Genomic DNA, 16,384 nt, shown 5'->3' with positions numbered 1-16,384 from the left:
TTCAAAATCGTAAGAGTCCTTTTTCGAGCGCTGTATCATTTTTACCCTCTCATTTATTGATGGTAAAAAAGAGATAAGGATCATTCATACCATTAAAACCTACTGACTTACAGAGCATCATGGAACCAGAATTATTAGTGAAACAATCCCACAAGGGAGTTAATCCTGCTTCTAAACAATGAGTAATAAAACAAACAACCGCCTTATTTGCAAGCCCTAAATTTCTATAATGAGCTAAGGTCAATACATCGATTTCAGTACAGTTATTCGCCTGCGCGGCGCCATAACATATTGATGCCATTTCTCCCTCATAAAAAATAACAATAGCATTTGATTTTTGAATGAAATCATTAGCATTCCGCCAAAATCGCGATACCAAACCAAATGTACTCTCAATAAGATTAATATTCGTTTGATTCACTTCTGAGTAACTTATCTTGTCTGATTGGTTCAAGGGGATTGGCTTATCCATTTGATATTCAGCGCCGAGCACGAAACGTTGTCTATAAGATCTCAGCGACTCGTATTGAGGTTGTACTATAAACTCGGGAGCATAAGGAGCATACAGACGAACTTTATCGGAATGAAAATTTTTATCGAGGAGTAAATAGTGCTCTAATTTATGCTCAAAGAGTGGATCAGTGTTACCAAATACTTGAGCAAACCCAAAAGCATGTTCCACATAAACTTGGGAGGGGGTGCCTTGATCATTAACATAGACCACCCCATCTTGTTCATCAAGGAGTACCGCTGCAATTAATGGGAAAAAAAATTGGCTACTTAAATAAAGTTGATATATTGGAGCGTACTCTTTTTTTTCTAATCGGATCATTTAAATGGTCAATCCACCGTTAACATCCAGCACCACACCATTCATAAAATCATTAGTGATGAGCGAGGCAACTGCCTGAGCTACATTATTTGCCTGCCCCAGTGTTCGCAGTGGGGTATTGGCTTGAATGTGTTTGATTATGGATTCGTTAAGTGCCTGGCGCGTGGATTCGGTATCAATAAAACCTGGTGCCACTGCATTGCAACGAATACCCAGTCGACCCAGTTCTTTAGACAGGGTGACAGTCATCGCATTAACTCCTGCTTTTGCGGCAGAGTAAGCAATTTGTCCCTCATTACCGCATGCACTAATTGAACTAATGTTTACGATGGCTCCTTTTACTCTTTTCATTACCATGTGCTCGACTACCGCAGAGGTCATAATGAATACCGAGTCCAAGTTCATTGTGATGCACTGACGAAAGCTCTCATAATCATGCATGATTTCAGGCGAATTCATGATGTTCACCATCGGCTTGCTAAAGATCACGCCCGCATTATTAACTAAAATATCAATGCGATCATGGCGGGTGATAATCTCTTGTATCACATTTTTTACTTCGAGGGGATGCGTCACATCCAGAACATATCCTTCCATACCTTGGGGCAGAGCCGCTAGAGCCTGGGTATCTCGATCCGCGATAACAACTTTTGTACCACACTCATGTAAATAAGTAGCGATTGCCAGTCCTAGTCCTTTTGCACCCCCGGTAACCAGGGCAATCGCACCTTTAAGCTCCAAGATCGACTCCTTTATTTGCGAGAACGTCAATGATTTGTCCAACAGAATCCATTTTAATAATGTCAGGTATTTCTAAAGCAATATTAAACTCTCGCTCGAGCGATACTACTAAGTCCATCTGTTTTAGCGAATCCCAACTTCCTAAATTTGCTTTAGTCAATTCAACTTTTATTTCATCCGCACGTAAACCAAAGACATTGGCTAAAACTGAAACTAAACGCTTATTCATGTTTTTAAACTCCAAAAAATTTCACATAGTCCTGGGACGAGTAGCGGAGTTCCTCACCAGAACGTGCTAAATGAACACTTGATGGTTTTGTATTTTTGGTTATTAAAGCCCCAGCACCAATAATGCAGTACTCATCAACCACTATTTCATTAACAATCGTTGCATTAACTCCTATGAATGTATTGCGTTTCACTTGGGCTTGCCCAGAAATCACCGCTCCAGATGCAACCCAACAATGCTCATCTATGCTGGAATGATGAGCCAGAGTTACATTAGCCCAGATCATACTATTTGCTCCTACTTTGACGTGGGGTTCTATAACCGCTGAGGGTAAAATAATACATCCTTCTCCAATAGGTTGCTGGGTATAAACTTTAGCATCCGGATGAATATAAGACTCGATTCGATAGCCCATTGCTTTAAGACGATGAAACATTGACTCACGACTACGATTAATGTCGTTATATCCCATAGCCATGATGACAGAGTGGTCTTGCGGGTTATAAGCAGAAGCAAGATTAGATAAAGGGATTGAGGGAATTCCATGAACTCCATTACTTTCAATGAACTCATCATCGACTGTAAGCCCTACAATTTCATAGCGTGCATCTTGTGACAGGTAACCATGCAGAATGTTAGCTGTAATTGCATTACCAGCAAAAATAATTTTTTTCACTGTAGATCCTCCAGTACCGCCAGGCCAAACCCGGTTCTTCCGTAATCATTGCCATTATAAAGCATATAGAGCTGATCTCGATGCTCAAAAATATAAGGATAACAAATCATTTCGCTATCCCAGCCATCAGAGGATACATCAATACCTGCTAAATTATCGTTACGGTTCCATTTCAATCCGTCAGAGGATGAAGCAAAACCGATTCGATAAGTCGCAATATCTTTTGTGGCGCGATGAGCAAACCACATGTAATAGATTCCCTCGTTGTAATAAACGCTGGGGCGGCCAAAAGCATACTCATATTCATCTGCAAATGGAATACACATTCCTGGGTCACAAACCCAGTCGATGCCATTGTGCGATTGAGCATGATGGATACCATAATGATGGTGCCACCCATTTTCCAATTTTTCCCATTTAATGCCGGAGTTATACCAGGTATGCCAAATATCTCCTGTGATATGGAAGGCGGTTGCTGCTGCAAAAAGAGGGTTATGTTTATCTCGGCCTAAAACAGGCCCTAAGAATTCTTTCTCTAGGGTGAGATTCTCTTTATTTAGAATTGCTCTGCCTGTATCACAAATCCATAATTCTTCTGGAAGGTTTTGCCATCCTACATAATATAAATAATGTTGGTCCTTATTAGTCACAAAACAAACACTGATTACTCCATCGCAGTCGAAGTAACAGGGGGCTCCAGGAGTCAGGGCTAATTTAGGTGTGCCGATAAGCGACATGTGTCCATCTGACACAGTTGCATAAGATAAGAAAATATTTGAGCGGCTTTTTGAATCACGACATGTAAATGCAATGATAAAAATGTCGTCTTTGTAGTGAATTGCACAAGGATGTGATCCATGAGTATAACCTGGCATATTTGGTTGAAAAACTAATCCTGTTTTTTGCCAATTAAATGGTATTGCATGTTTGAGACGATCCTTCATTTTTTCTCCAAAATCAATTTACAACTCACAACCCGCTTTAAGTAATTGTTCTAAATATTCCACTCTGCTTATGCCGAGTTTTTCTGCCATCGCATACACTTTATCTTTTAAAACTGGGTCCACACCTTCAAGCTGTCCCAGGTAGCGTGATCGAATACTACCCCCTCTTTTACCCATATGAGGGACATCGATATTAATGGGGAGTGGAGTATCTGCCACCGTAAACTCAATGACATAAAAGCAATGACTAAGCTCCCATGATAATTTAGCAGCTCTGGCATTGGGGGGAATAAGAGCCAAAGGGGCTTCATAGGCATACAGTGGATTATTTTTAATGAGCATCTTTCCAAGCTCGGTTTTCTTAAGCCAAGGAGCTATTCCTTCATCACAAATGAGTACTTGTCCACCAGGCTTAACCACTCGGTCCATTTCCGAAATCCCTTTTTGAATATCAGAGAATAAATTGAGGCCGCCAAAGTGATAAGCCGCATCAAAAAAATTATCTTCAAAAGGGAGGTTCGTCGCATCACTTGCTGAGAAAAATACTTCCACACCAAACTCATTGAGGCTTGAGCTGTATTTTTCTATGCCTGCAATGAGCATTTGTTTGGAAATATCTTGCGCATAAATTGTTCCTTTTCCACTAAGGTTTTTGGCAAGAAAGGGAATATCATTACCAGAGCCTGCTCCAGTCACAAGAATGGTCTGGCCTGGTGACAAATTCAAACGAGAAACCAAATTTTTTCTTAAAGTTGACTCATCTGTCCCAAAAGTTTGAAAAACCCACTGGAACGAATTGTCATGAATCGTTACTGCATCATTTTGGGAGTAATCATTTGCATTATCTGCATCACACGCAAAAATAGGTGCATCTGTATTTTGAATATACGGGAAAAAATGCCCATTAGGACAATGTAATCCATCGTTTTGACTGGATAGAATCGCACGCTCACATTGAAACTCAGGACAGCAATAGTGGAAATTTTTTTTCATTTATTACCTCTTTTGACATACTACCCAAAATACACGTTCAGTAATCCCATAATAATCATTATCAGCAGAGCCGAAAGAGAAGTTTTTAAATAAGGGGGCGAAATAGGCTTCAATTTCATGTTTATTTGCAAAAGCTTGTAATCGATACCCATTGCGATTGTTATAAGGATCCTGGGCAATAGTTAATGTTCCATCTTCAAGTTCTTGAGCATTATCAAAGATATAAGAGGCCTTATTGGCAACAGATGCTATTAGATAACCATCTTTCTTTAATACTCTAGAATATTCATTAAGATTATCGAGCAGAGTTTGATTTTCATCACAATAATAACAACAGTGGCATGCTAAAATATAATCAAATTCAGCATCAGCAAACGGAATACAGGAATTTCTGCCAACACGCAAATCGGGGTTATATCCCATTTTTGCTAGTCTGGCTTGCGTTTGCTCGACAATTCCTTGGGTTATTTCGATGCCACTCACATTTAATCCGAGATCACAAAGAAGAGTAGTGTTTCTTCCATCGCCAAAACCAACGTCTAGAATTTTATTTCCTGGTACTGGTTTTATAAAATTTAAACCCGGGTAATTCGCGAGCATGGTCCTCACCACAAACTCAGTTGGATAAACTTTTAAACTGCTTCTGCTCGCGTAATACCGTTCATATTTTGTATTAATATCCTCAATCACTTTTTCCATATATATTCCTAATAATTACATAAGGGCGTTGTTTGGTTTCAGAAAATATCTTCGCCAAATAAATTCCTATTACTCCTATAAACGAGATAATCATCCCCCCTAATAACCAAATGGAAACCATGATGGAGGTCCAACCATTCAGAGGAGTTGCCATCAAAAAACGTTCGATAATCAGAAAGGATGCGTAACAAATAGCTCCGAAAAAAACGAAAATACCGCATAGGAAAATCATATGCAGCGGTGTTGCACTAAAAGAAGTGACTGCATTGATCATATGATTAATTTTTTTAAAAAAGCTGTAGGTGGTCGTGCTCTTTGTATGTTTATTTACTGTATAAGCACACTGCTTGAATCCAGTGATAACCCATAAACAGGAAATAACGGATTCGATTTCCTTATGACTTAACAAAGCGTTCACATATCGTCTTGTCATTAACCGAGCGGTGGTTATATTCTTAGGATGATCAATATTGATTAACCAATTTAAGAATACATAATAAATTTCCCCACTCCACCGTTCAAACCAACCCCCTTTACGATGTTCCTGCACACCATAAACTACATCAGATTGTGCAACTGACATTTGTTCAGAAAACGGGATTAGCCACTCGGGTTCCTCTTCCAAATCACTATCAATTAGAAAAACATAGTCTCCTTTGGAGTATTCCAGTCCGGCTCTCATGGCCTTATGATGGCCAAAATTACGTGAAAGATCGACAACGACCACATGATTATCACGCTCTGAAAGTAGTACTGTTTGTTCCAAGCTTTTATCAGGTGAGCCATCATTTACAAAAATAATTTCATAATCATCATCCGCGAATTTCTGCGCGATATGCGATACTCTTTGATAAAATTCATGAATAAATGCCTCAGATTTATAGAGGGTAGTAACAATTGAAAGTTTCATGTTTTTAAATGCTTCATGTAAGTTGATGAATTTTTACCACAGTTAAATAGCAGATCGAGGATGCTCACTTGATGGATAAAGTCACCCCATAATTGAGGATATTCATCATAATCAGAGTAGTCAAACCAAGTAAGTTTAATGTTTTGTGCAGTGAACACATCTTCTTCGATGTAATTCATGGCGGCGGGTCCTGAAATATATTCAGCAGCTCCCGCTTGCAGGCATAAATTGACTAATCGCTCCGTTTTCCCTTCTACTATATTATAATCCCATGAATTGCTAATAACGGTTGTTATCCCTAGATAATGGCATAAGGCTTTTATAAATTGGTGGTTTAATACCGAAAGATGCGTATATGAGTTGCTTAAGTAAAGAGGTTCAAGCCAAGCAGCAATTTCATCAAAATAAGGTGCCCGCTTATAGTTTTGCATTAATGATTTCCAATGATTTGGTGCCCAATCATTACCATCAATTTCAGTTTCCCGAATGGTTTGAAAATATTTGCCTTTAACTTTCACAGGAACAGTTAACCACTGGGGACCTTGTGATGTTTTGATCTGATTACGGTTCCGCCAATCACGTCGAGTAAATTGCATATCGTCAAAAAGAATGAGCTCATCAACAGCAGCAATCATGTCAAAATACCCTTTCCAAGGGATATAATTAGATTGCAGAATAGCAATTTTTTTTGGCAATCGTACGCTCTTGTTTAACTCTGGATAGTCCATAATATCAAAGCTCAAAATATGAAGTGAAGAAAAAGCCACGTGAGCAAAATCAAAAAAATAGTGCAAAAAACAATCCAATTTAGATTAATTTTTTGGATCATCTAAGGCTCTCTTAACAAAGAGAAGAGATATTCTCCATAACTATTTTTTGATAAAGCAAAAGCAGCTTTGGAGATTTCTTGATCGTTTAACCAACCGTTTCTCCACGCAATTTCTTCAAGGCATGCAACCTTAAATCCTTGTCTTTTTTCAATTGTTTCTACAAATGAGGCAGCCTCAAGAAGACTATCATGAGTGCCTGTATCGAGCCAGGCAAAACCACGACCAAGCAACTCAACATTCAGCATATTACGCTCAAGATAAGTTTGATTAATGCTGGTAATTTCTAGTTCCCCGCGAAGAGAAGGTCGTACATCATGAGCGACTTGTATCACATTATTATCATAAAAATATAATCCAGTGACAGCAAAATGTGATTTGGGATATTCTGGTTTTTCTTCTATCGATTTTACTTTTAAGTCTTCATCAAACTCTACAACACCAAAGCGGCTCGGATCATTAACTTGATACCCAAATACCGTTGCGCCTATGGTGCGTGAGGCTACTTCTTTGAGTTTTGAAGTAAATCCCTGGCCCCAAAAAATATTGTCGCCTAAAATGAGGCAAACCCCATCATTGCCAATAAAATCTTCACCAATTATAAATGCCTGAGCTATGCCTTCAGGTTTAGGCTGGACTTCATACTGTAAACGGATGCCAAAATCAGCTCCATCGCCTAATAAATTCATATAATTTTGAATGTCCTGGGGAGTAGAAATGATGAGAATATCCCTAAGTCCCGCAAGCATGAGAACTGATAAAGGGTAATAGATCAAAGGCTTATCATAAACAGGTAGCAAATGCTTGGATACACTTTTAGTTAAAGGGTATAAACGGGTTCCACTACCGCCAGCTAAAACGATTCCTTTCATTTTCTCTCTACATCCTGTAATTGAAATTCAGTAGCTTAAAAGGCATTCAATCTATTTGATAGAGTTCCATGAGAAATACCTTTGGATCAATTTATACATTCCAAAATAATAACAAGATAAATAATCTGAGTTAATTTAGAAGTCAGTGCATTTTTGTTGTAGTAATTTAACACGAGCCTATTTTATAGGCAATTATTAATGAAGTTCATTCAGTAGTATTCGTCTCTATGAACAAAAAAGAAAATCGCTTTTCTTTGAGATGTGTCAATTATATGATACACACTCAAGTGTGGGAGAGGAGACATTGTAAGGAGAACCAATGCAAAAAAAATTAACTATGGATTATTACTTGATACTCGTTACCGGTTTATTTTTTTGCGCATTGCTCATTTTTATTAGTTATTTTGTAGGACCTCTAAGCGATGAAAGTCTGCCTATAGCCACATCACTTCGTTTTATTAAAGGTCAACGTCCTTTTATTGATGATTTCTCTGCATTTATTCCCTTTGGATTACTGTTATATCCTTTAGTAAAATTAAGTTTATGGTTGCATCATGGAAATAATGAACTTATTTTGTTTTTAAGGCATAGCTATATTGTTTTTGTATTCTTTACTAGTGCTTATACTTTCATACTAATAAGAAAAACCTTACCCCTTATTTTATCGTTTTTTATCTTTTTTGGGATGAGTATATTTCATCCTTTTGGTATAAATAATTTTCATTACGATACCTTGGCTACGCTGCTATGGGCAAATATTCTTTTTCAATTTTTTAGTTTTCAATTTATTGAGCCCATAAGAAAAAGCCATTTAGTCGTTTTCTCATTACTTAATCTCATTCTCTGTATGGCTTATCCTACATTTCTTTTTTTCCTTATTCCTTTTTATCTGATTTTCTGCTTGTTCAGTCAGCATTCAAAAAAAATTTTCCTTTTTCATTTTTTGATTTCTAGTCTTGCAGGCTTGGCAATGGCTTGGATTATTTTTTATCATTTTGAGGTTTCAACCCAAGATCTGCATAATTTTTTAGATTTTCTACATCGTCTTAGTTTATCTTCTAACCAAAATATATTTGATAAATCTCTCGAGTTGACTCATCGAATAATTTCTAAGTATTTAATCAGTTTTCTGATTGCGTTAAGTATCTTATTTATTGCTTATATGGGTAGAAAATATTGGTTCATTTTATTAACGTGTTTTTTCAGTATCCTCGTAATTCCTTTATTTAAAGTTAATATTCAACACGCTATCCATACGGATACATTTTTTGTTCTAAACTACACGGGATTTTTGAGTTTCCCTATCTTTTTAATCTTTTTAAGAAAAGATGTAGAAGCTAGAAAATTATTCTTCTTTGTTGGACTCCCTTCTTTAGCAGCCGGTATTTTAACTAGTGTAACGGCACACATGCTTGATATGAATTGGATTATAGGTTTTTTCCCTGCTACTCTATTAACCTATTTATTTATCTTTTTTATTTTCCAAAAATATTTCAATGCCGTAAATTCATTACACTATTTTGCAACAAGAGCGGTCTTAATTTTTGGACTCATGGAGCTTGCTTTTTTTCAATGGAATTTTATTTATGGAGCAAATTATACCGGGGTCGCGCTCTATAAAAATTCGATAAAAGTGGATGTGCCGGGTCCTTTCAGTGGTCTGTATGTAACCCCTAAGTGTTATACAATTGTTACTGAACTACAAAAGGATCTGCACGTATTGGATGTTCCTTTTGCCAAAGGATTCGTTTATTTTGGTTTATTTTCTGCGGGTTATTTATTTCCAACGCAACTAAAGCCTGGGGAATATGTATTATATTCTGCTCCTGGTCAAAATCATTTTGGAGAAAAAATTAGGACGCCCAACTATGTATTTGATTTTTCGAAACTTTGGCGATTTCCTCCTGAGGTTTTAAATAATTATTTAGAAGGGGTTCATTACACGAAGATTGCCAGCCGGCAATTTTACGATATATATGCCTCAGAGCAGGTCAAAATTTTAGAGATTAAGGAAGACTTATTGTCATGAAGAACATAGATCTGAAGTATGCAATCATTAGTAGCGTATGAGCTTTAGAATAAAATTAATCCGACAATCAGGAGATCCATCGTACACTCCTCAGGAGGACGTGATTCAGGCCTCTCCGAATGACATGCGCACGAGTTCCTGTCTTTAATAGCAGAGCTAAATTTTGTAAAGGGGAATATAAATCACTGTATTAACCCAATTTTTGGGGCAAATCACTTAAATTCTTACTCCCAGTACAAAACATTGCAACTTTTAATTCATACTCAATTGTCTGCATGCATAGACTAACCTGTTCCGAAGATTCCAATGCGGCTTCAAGCAAGGGTCTTGCGTAACCCACGGTTGAGGCGCCCAGTGCAAAAAGCTTGGCAGCGTTTAAGCCGTTTGTAACACCGCCTGAACCCCAAATTTCGAAAGTAGGTTTTAGGGCGGCAGCTTGTTTAACAGAGGTTACAGTATCAATTCCCCAGTTACGAAATGTAATCGCTGCTTGTTGGCGAATAGGGTCATGGATTGCTCTATGTCCTTCAATTCGTCCCCAGTGAGTTCCTCCCAAGCCTCCTACATCAATTGCGGCAATGCCAATATCATTCAAACGGGTCATCGTGGCCTGAGAAAATCCACAACCAGTTTCTTTAACGATAATGGGTAAAGGTAGTTTTTTAACTAATTCAGCTAAGGCTTGCCAGCCTCCTTTATAGGTTGTTGTTCCTTCAGGTTGCATGCACTCTTGTAAGGGGTTGCAGTGAATAATTAATCCATTCGCTTGCAAAGCATCAGTTAAGCGTTGAATATCACATAGTGATGTGGTGATTAATTGGGCGATTCCTAGATTGCTGTATAAGTGGACTTGAGGAAAATCCCGGCGTAAACCGTGCCATTCAAAAGCTGCTTTGGGATCCGTGAGTTCTCGTCTTTGTGAGCCTACTCCCATAGCCCAACCATTCAACGCACAGGCTTCAATGAGGTTGTGATTGATGTGCTTTGCTCGGCGATGGCCTGCTGTCATGGAACTAATGAGAAAGGGTTTTTCTACTGCTTGGCCAAATCGGGAACTTTTAATACTGATTTCATCAAAATTTAAATCAGGAAGGGCGTCATGGATTAGATTGATGCGTTCGAAAGTACTGAGTTCTGCGGTTTGATTTTCAGGCATTAAGGCTAATTTGATGTGATCTTGTTTGCGTTGCTCAAACTCTTCATAATTATTCGTCATGGATTATATGCCTGCTCCGTTATCTGTAGTAAATACACCAAAAAGAATAGAGTCCCTGCAATGTACCTCTTTATGCCAGTATTTTCCACTTATTTTACTTTGTGAAGATTCTATTATGTGAAATAATTATACTATTTTTATGTCTGAGAACCTAATAGGATTCAATTACGAGGAACTATTTATGAGCACACCGCGAATAATTATTGGAATTACTGGTGCCTCAGGCATGATTTATGGAATACGCCTTTTAGAACTATTACGCCCTACATCAATTGAAACTCATTTGATCGTGAGTAAATCAGCCCAACTGACGCGTAAATATGAAAGCAACTTGTCACTTACCGAGGTAAAGGCATTAGCTGATGTTTATCATTCGTGGAATGATGTCGGTGCAAGTATTGCCAGTGGTTCTTTTCAGACCATGGGAATGATCATTGCTCCTTGTTCGATGAAAACTTTGGCAGAAATTGCGCATGGAACGAGTGATAATCTTATTGGTCGGGCAGCAGATGTGACTTTAAAAGAACGTAGAAGATTAGTACTCATGCCTCGTGAATCACCATTACATTTGGGGCATTTACAAAATATGGTCTCTTTGACCCAACAGGGCGCGATTATGTGTCCAGCAACGCCTGCGTTCTATACCAAACCAGAAACAATTGATGACATTATTAATTACAGCGTAGGTCGAATACTTGATCTGTTTAATATTGATGTAGGAATAACACGTTGGCAGGGATAACTCGCTGCCAAAATTTCGTGTTTTAACCAGGACTACAATTTCTTGTGTATTAACCTTTGGTATTGAGTTCAACCCAATTGGCATAAGCTTCCATAAATTTGTGCAAAAACTTTTGAGTGTCTTCCTTGGTAATATTTCCTTGCGCATCAAACAAATCTCCAGCCATTCCTATATAGGTTTCAGGCTGCTGAAGGGTTGGAATGTCTAAAAAGACAAATGATTGTCTTAAATGATTGTTGGCGCCAAATCCTCCAATCGCACCTGGAGAAACACTTATCACTGCGCCAGGGAGTTTGCTCCAAATGCTTTTACCGTAGGGTCGAGAACCCACATCAATTGCATTTTTAAGCACTCCAGGAACAGAGCGGTTGTATTCTGGGGTAACAAAGAGCACACCTTGGTAGGTTTTCATTTGTTCACGAAATTGGACCCAAGCTACGGGCGGTCTGTTTTCGTCATCTAGATCTTGGTTATATAGGGGCAAATCACCAATTTCAACAATTTGAAGGTTTAGAGATTTAGGTGCCAGAGAAATAAGTACTTTTGCCATTTTTCTATTGTAGGATTCTTTGCGCAAGCTTCCTACAATAACTGCGATTTTTTTACTCATATTTACGACTCCTTGTATGTTCAGCCTTACTTAGGCTATACCTGATTGATTATCAAAAACAACCCCAACTTCTTATTAAACAAGAAGATTCTTCAGGAATGAGCTTGTTACTTTCTTCAATAAACATAATTCTGCGGGCCAATGATCCATCGTGTCGGACCAGTTCGATGGTTTTTAACTCATTTAATAACTCATTGATATTGGTAATTTCATTATCACTGATTTTTTTTATTATTGCAGTCACCTTGGCTACATGATTTCGCATAAAATGCCCATGCAACCAGCGTAAAAGTAAATGGTCGTTCTTAGTATAGTCAAGCAGTAAGCGTTTTGCATTGCTTAGGTCGTCATCTTCAGCCTGATAGAGTTGGCTGTATGAATTCGGATAAATCATGTTGATTCGATAAAATTCACGAATCACGTCTTGATTACCAAGTTGTAGTGCATAATCAAATGCAGGACATAGGTTTGGTTTAATTGTTTCAGGATTGTGGTCGACTGCAAGTAGGGCTGCTACCGCTGAAGCTTGGTGTTCACGAACAGCTGCCATCAAGGCGGTTTCATGCTCCTCGTTTTCAGCATTTAATACGGCAAGCGAGTTATTTTTCGCTAAAATTGCTTTTATACTTTCAGTACACCCCGCCGCGGCTAAGCGAATTAATAGTGGAGATCTTGAATCGCCAAGGGGGGTGGTAAGAAAGGCGTCGTTATGATTTTTGTTTAAAAAATAATGAATAAGGGGCATTTTTTGCTGCAAGCACGCATACACCCAAAGTTCATCTTCTATCAGATTGCTGTTGGCAAGATGAGACTCTTTGAGCGTAGGATTGTCAGCGATATTAGTTATACGTAAATCACAATGACTTAATTCAATATGAGTTAAATCAAGAGTTGAGAGATCAAGTCCACGCAAATCCAGATGGTGCAATTGAATCGGTAACTGCAAATCAAAATGCGTAAGATGTTGATTTGCGATGCTCCAATAACATGCAAAATTAATGAGTTCTTTTTTCTGCAGTCTTCCAATTTTAAGCACATAATCATTAAGGAATTGATACCGTTCTTCTCTATTAAGATGCATGAACCATTGCTGCAAGGTTGGGCATAGGGCCAAAAATTCGGCTCCCAAAATATTTAGAAAAGCATACTCACTATTAATTTCTTGAATTTCTTTTACAAGAGTGAGCGTTTCGGCCCAAAGTTTTATTAAAAAATCCTTTCTTTCTGTTTCTAAAAACGGTTCTATATACTCATAAATCAACGGATAGTCTTGTAATACTGCCAAGTATTGCTTTGTGGCGAGTTTATTTTTTAATTGATTGCAGATGATTTCGATCAAATCATCGATTGATTGATAATGAAAGAGATCGATATAGGGTTGTTTTTCATATTGTAACAAACAACTATAGTAGGATATTGCACCTTTTTGTAACGATTTCGCCAGAGCACTTAATGCTTTAAGTGAGGGAAATAATGCATCACTTAAACCTTTCTCAGGACCAAAGGGCAGATTATCATTAAAAGGGTAACTTTTTTTAAAAATCTCATGTTGTTCGGTTACCCATTCCTTCAATTTTTCATCGACAGGGGCTGTCTCTTCCTCTCCTAAAGGTGTTCCTTTAAGTTGATAAAAATAAAGATATTTATTAAATAAAACGATATTCTCTTGCATCAAATTTTTTAGAACCTGGGCACTAAATGTCTGGTATTCTTTCATGACGTTGCTTACGGGTTCGGCATTACTTTCTAATGGCTGTTCGGATGCTTGCCAGGGATTTCCTAAGTTTTCAATTGTTTCAAGAATTGAACCTTTGGCTACATGGCGAATAGTTTGAGCATACAGCATTTGACTTGTATCAACGCGTTTGCTTTCAATAAGAAGTCTAATGATTTCTTCAGATGGTTGTTTATTTTCTTTAGGGTACATTGCAAACCATAAAGCAGAACAACCTGTTGGGGTTATATGGTTTAAGTCGAGGTGAGGATTTTCAGATAAAAACTCCACTAATTGATTGGGTTCTTGTGCATCAATCAGGGTACAAAGTTGAGAATATAAGGACATAATAAATCACACAATTTTTGCGAGAGTGTATCATAGTGAGTGAAAAACCAGCAAAAAATATTGGGCAAAGATATTGATTATCGGGGGAGTTTGACTTAATGGGGTAAATTTTAAATAAAAAACTCCCTATCCTCTAAAATATTCTCATATTTAAGTGAATAGGGAGTTTCAGTAAATGAATTAGACTACTTCAACTTCTTCAGCTTGAGGACCTTTTTGTCCGTTGCTTGGCTTGAACATTACTGTTGCACCTTCAGCAAGAGTTTTAAACCCGGTGCCTAGAATTGCACTGAAATGCACAAAATAATCTTTACCGCCACTTTCTAAAAAACCGAAACCTTTGGACTCATTAAACCACTTTACTGTACCGCGAATTTTTTCTGACATGTTAATTTCCTAAATTGTTACCAGGACATTGTAGCATTATTTTATTAATTGTGCTGTTTTTTTATTAAATATTTTTAAATTTTTTTACATTTAATGCAAAAACAGCAAATAATGCTACCACATCATAGAGCATTTTGACTAAAAATTCTAATACTTTGGAATCTTTTAGCCTTTTGTTGTGAGTCAGTGGATTTGCAGAACTTATTAAAGTAATTAGAAGGACTCATTGTCCAGGGATTTCAATGAGCTCAAGACCATCTTCTTTTTTTAGAAAAGTAAAAATAATTCCTGAACAAAAAGTAAGAGCTCCTAGCATAAGAAACGTATCATGGAATATCTCAACGGATAGCGCATTATCTACAGAATACATAGAGGTAAAAATACCAAGTAAGATTGCTGATATGGCAACACCGAAACTTTGGGCTAATTGTTGAATGGTGCTCATAATACTGGTTGCGGCACTCATATTGTTTTCAGTAATGTTGGCATAGGCCAAAGAATTCATGCCCGTATACTGTAGTGCAATAAGAAATCCATATAGAAAAGTTAAAAATGCGATGCTGTATGTGGATGAATGTTGATTGATGGAGAAAAAAGACCAAAGAGAAAGACTCACAAGGATGGTATTTAAAATTAATAAATTTTTATAACCAAACCACCGTAGTATAGAAAAGGATAAAGGTTTTACTAATAAAACGCCCAAAGCGATCGGCGCGAGCAGCAGGCCAGATAGGCGGGGCGAATAGCCGAGTCCAATTTGTAACAGCAAAGGCAATAAAAAGGGGACGCCGCCAAAACCCAGGCGAGCTAATATATTGCCCACAACCGAAATACAAAATGTACGGGTACGTAAGAGCTCTACTTTAACGATAGGGTGCTTTCTTTTATAGGAGTGTTTGGTATATCCACCCAATAAAAGAAATGAAATCATGAAGGCAGTAAAGATTTCTACGGTTGAAGCAGTTGACTCACTAACCATGGATAAACCAAAGGTTAAGGTAGCTAATCCACTGCCAAAAAGAATAAAGCCTAGTTTATCAAGTGGAGGAACTGGGCGAGGGGGCATAGAGGGTAATAATTTGCTTGATAAAATTACAGCAAGTACTCCGAAAGGAATATTAACCCAAAAAATCCAACGCCAAGAAAAGCGATAAGTAATAATTCCGCCTAACAATGGTCCAAGCATCATGCCCAATGAGGCAACCATCACCACGATACTCATTTTGGCGATTAATTCATGTCGTTCACAAGTTCGTAAAATAATGAGTCGGCCAATAGGGATGGTGAGAGAACCCCCCAAGCCTTGAAGGATTCGTGCACAGATTAATTGTCCTAAGTTATTAGTAAACCCGCACCAAATTGAACTTAAAGTGAATACAGCGATGGCTGCGATAAAAACAGTTTTCATACCAAATTTATCGGCAATCCAACCACTAATCGGAATAAAGATTGCTAAGCTCAAAAGGTAACTGATTAGTGCTAATTTCAAGTCAATGGGATTGACATTTAAACTCTGCGCCATCACTGGAATTGCGGTGTTAATAATGGTGGTATCAACCGCTTCCATAAACATAGCAAACGAAATAATGAACAAGATGATATTTTTTTTCATAAG

General features: G+C 37.8%; 17 protein-coding genes. 2 read left to right on the top strand and 15 right to left on the bottom strand.

What is annotated here, in order from left to right; translation table 11 throughout:
- Positions 1–49: 49 nt before the first annotated feature.
- The 10 genes from ACWTEW_RS28280 to rfbA are packed head-to-tail and all read right to left on the bottom strand — an operon-like array spanning position 50 to position 7,723.
- Positions 50–832, bottom strand: a complete 783-nt coding sequence (locus ACWTEW_RS28280) for a GNAT family N-acetyltransferase (protein WP_454781358.1) — start codon at positions 830–832, stop codon at positions 50–52.
- The gene (locus ACWTEW_RS28275) at positions 833–1,573 is read right to left on the bottom strand and encodes an SDR family NAD(P)-dependent oxidoreductase (RefSeq protein WP_454781357.1); all 741 of its coding nucleotides are present in this window, start codon (positions 1,571–1,573) and stop codon (positions 833–835) included.
- A complete protein-coding gene (locus ACWTEW_RS28270) occupies positions 1,563–1,802 on the bottom strand; it encodes an acyl carrier protein (RefSeq protein WP_454781356.1) in 240 nt (79 codons plus the stop codon). Before ACWTEW_RS28270 ends, ACWTEW_RS28275 begins: the two co-directional genes overlap by 11 nt.
- Before the next feature lie 4 nt (positions 1,803–1,806).
- Positions 1,807–2,478: an acetyltransferase gene (locus tag ACWTEW_RS28265; RefSeq protein ID WP_454781355.1), complete on the bottom strand. Its 672-nt coding sequence runs from the start codon at positions 2,476–2,478 to the stop codon at positions 1,807–1,809.
- A complete protein-coding gene (locus ACWTEW_RS28260; RefSeq protein WP_454781354.1) occupies positions 2,475–3,422 on the bottom strand; it encodes a glycoside hydrolase family protein in 948 nt (315 codons plus the stop codon). Before ACWTEW_RS28260 ends, ACWTEW_RS28265 begins: the two co-directional genes overlap by 4 nt.
- Before the next feature lie 18 nt (positions 3,423–3,440).
- Positions 3,441–4,415, bottom strand: a complete 975-nt coding sequence (locus ACWTEW_RS28255; RefSeq protein ID WP_454781353.1) for a class I SAM-dependent methyltransferase — start codon at positions 4,413–4,415, stop codon at positions 3,441–3,443.
- 3 nt (positions 4,416–4,418) lie between these two features.
- Positions 4,419–5,114, bottom strand: a complete 696-nt coding sequence (locus ACWTEW_RS28250; RefSeq protein WP_454781352.1) for a class I SAM-dependent methyltransferase — start codon at positions 5,112–5,114, stop codon at positions 4,419–4,421.
- Entirely contained in the window at positions 5,098–6,024 is a 927-nt protein-coding gene (locus ACWTEW_RS28245) for a glycosyltransferase family 2 protein (protein ID WP_454781351.1), read from the bottom strand. The genes ACWTEW_RS28250 and ACWTEW_RS28245 overlap by 17 nt, the downstream gene beginning before the upstream one ends.
- Positions 6,021–6,818 (bottom strand): WbqC family protein, encoded by a 798-nt coding sequence (locus tag ACWTEW_RS28240; RefSeq protein WP_454781350.1) that lies wholly within the window; start codon positions 6,816–6,818, stop codon positions 6,021–6,023. Before ACWTEW_RS28240 ends, ACWTEW_RS28245 begins: the two co-directional genes overlap by 4 nt.
- 35 nt (positions 6,819–6,853) lie before the next feature.
- Positions 6,854–7,723, bottom strand: coding sequence for a glucose-1-phosphate thymidylyltransferase RfbA (gene rfbA / locus ACWTEW_RS28235; protein ID WP_454781349.1), 870 nt, complete (start codon positions 7,721–7,723; stop codon positions 6,854–6,856).
- A 319-nt stretch (positions 7,724–8,042) separates the two neighbouring features.
- Here rfbA and ACWTEW_RS28230 point away from each other — a divergent pair, with 319 nt between their 5' ends.
- Complete coding sequence (locus ACWTEW_RS28230) at positions 8,043–9,752, top strand: hypothetical protein (protein ID WP_454781348.1); 1,710 nt, start codon at positions 8,043–8,045, stop codon at positions 9,750–9,752.
- A gap of 190 nt (positions 9,753–9,942) precedes the next feature.
- On the opposite strand, the gene fni is transcribed toward ACWTEW_RS28230, so the two are convergent.
- Positions 9,943–10,968 (bottom strand): type 2 isopentenyl-diphosphate Delta-isomerase, encoded by a 1,026-nt coding sequence (gene fni, locus ACWTEW_RS28225; protein WP_454781347.1) that lies wholly within the window; start codon positions 10,966–10,968, stop codon positions 9,943–9,945.
- A gap of 181 nt (positions 10,969–11,149) precedes the next feature.
- Between fni and ACWTEW_RS28220 the strand changes: the two genes are divergently transcribed.
- A complete protein-coding gene (locus ACWTEW_RS28220) occupies positions 11,150–11,710 on the top strand; it encodes a UbiX family flavin prenyltransferase (RefSeq protein WP_454781346.1) in 561 nt (186 codons plus the stop codon).
- Positions 11,711–11,759: 49 nt separating this feature from the next.
- On the opposite strand, the gene ACWTEW_RS28215 is transcribed toward ACWTEW_RS28220, so the two are convergent.
- From ACWTEW_RS28215 to ACWTEW_RS28200, 4 genes are all read right to left on the bottom strand, one after another.
- The gene (locus ACWTEW_RS28215; protein WP_454781345.1) at positions 11,760–12,320 is read right to left on the bottom strand and encodes an NADPH-dependent FMN reductase; all 561 of its coding nucleotides are present in this window, start codon (positions 12,318–12,320) and stop codon (positions 11,760–11,762) included.
- A 52-nt stretch (positions 12,321–12,372) separates the two neighbouring features.
- Positions 12,373–14,382: a DUF5617 domain-containing protein gene (locus ACWTEW_RS28210; RefSeq protein WP_454781344.1), complete on the bottom strand. Its 2,010-nt coding sequence runs from the start codon at positions 14,380–14,382 to the stop codon at positions 12,373–12,375.
- 180 nt (positions 14,383–14,562) lie between these two features.
- On the bottom strand, positions 14,563–14,769 hold the full coding sequence (locus ACWTEW_RS28205; protein ID WP_131778180.1) for a cold-shock protein: 207 nt from the start codon (positions 14,767–14,769) through the stop codon (positions 14,563–14,565).
- A gap of 223 nt (positions 14,770–14,992) precedes the next feature.
- Positions 14,993–16,381, bottom strand: coding sequence for a DHA2 family efflux MFS transporter permease subunit (locus ACWTEW_RS28200; protein ID WP_454781343.1), 1,389 nt, complete (start codon positions 16,379–16,381; stop codon positions 14,993–14,995).
- Between the last annotated feature and the right edge of the window lie 3 nt (positions 16,382–16,384).

Source organism: Legionella stuttgartensis, assembly GCF_977063405.2.
Note: the sequence above shows the minus strand (reverse complement) of the source record. Positions and strands in the feature narration are given on the sequence as shown.

Excerpts from the sequence above, each read along its gene's own strand:
- ACWTEW_RS28200 (WP_454781343.1), bottom strand. The coding sequence starts at position 16,381 with ATGAAAAAAAATATCATCTTGTTCATTATTTCGTTTGCTATGTTTATG.
- ACWTEW_RS28230 (WP_454781348.1), top strand. The coding sequence starts at position 8,043 with ATGCAAAAAAAATTAACTATGGATTATTACTTGATACTCGTTACCGGT.
- ACWTEW_RS28255 (WP_454781353.1), bottom strand. The coding sequence starts at position 4,415 with ATGAAAAAAAATTTCCACTATTGCTGTCCTGAGTTTCAATGTGAGCGT.
- ACWTEW_RS28245 (WP_454781351.1), bottom strand. The coding sequence starts at position 6,024 with ATGAAACTTTCAATTGTTACTACCCTCTATAAATCTGAGGCATTTATT.
- ACWTEW_RS28260 (WP_454781354.1), bottom strand. The coding sequence starts at position 3,422 with ATGAAGGATCGTCTCAAACATGCAATACCATTTAATTGGCAAAAAACA.
- ACWTEW_RS28215 (WP_454781345.1), bottom strand. The coding sequence starts at position 12,320 with ATGAGTAAAAAAATCGCAGTTATTGTAGGAAGCTTGCGCAAAGAATCC.
- ACWTEW_RS28250 (WP_454781352.1), bottom strand. The coding sequence starts at position 5,114 with ATGGAAAAAGTGATTGAGGATATTAATACAAAATATGAACGGTATTAC.
- ACWTEW_RS28280 (WP_454781358.1), bottom strand. The coding sequence starts at position 832 with ATGATCCGATTAGAAAAAAAAGAGTACGCTCCAATATATCAACTTTAT.
- rfbA (WP_454781349.1), bottom strand. The coding sequence starts at position 7,723 with ATGAAAGGAATCGTTTTAGCTGGCGGTAGTGGAACCCGTTTATACCCT.
- ACWTEW_RS28270 (WP_454781356.1), bottom strand. The coding sequence starts at position 1,802 with ATGAATAAGCGTTTAGTTTCAGTTTTAGCCAATGTCTTTGGTTTACGT.
- fni (WP_454781347.1), bottom strand. The coding sequence starts at position 10,968 with ATGACGAATAATTATGAAGAGTTTGAGCAACGCAAACAAGATCACATC.
- ACWTEW_RS28210 (WP_454781344.1), bottom strand. The coding sequence starts at position 14,382 with ATGTCCTTATATTCTCAACTTTGTACCCTGATTGATGCACAAGAACCC.
- ACWTEW_RS28205 (WP_131778180.1), bottom strand. The coding sequence starts at position 14,769 with ATGTCAGAAAAAATTCGCGGTACAGTAAAGTGGTTTAATGAGTCCAAA.
- ACWTEW_RS28220 (WP_454781346.1), top strand. The coding sequence starts at position 11,150 with ATGAGCACACCGCGAATAATTATTGGAATTACTGGTGCCTCAGGCATG.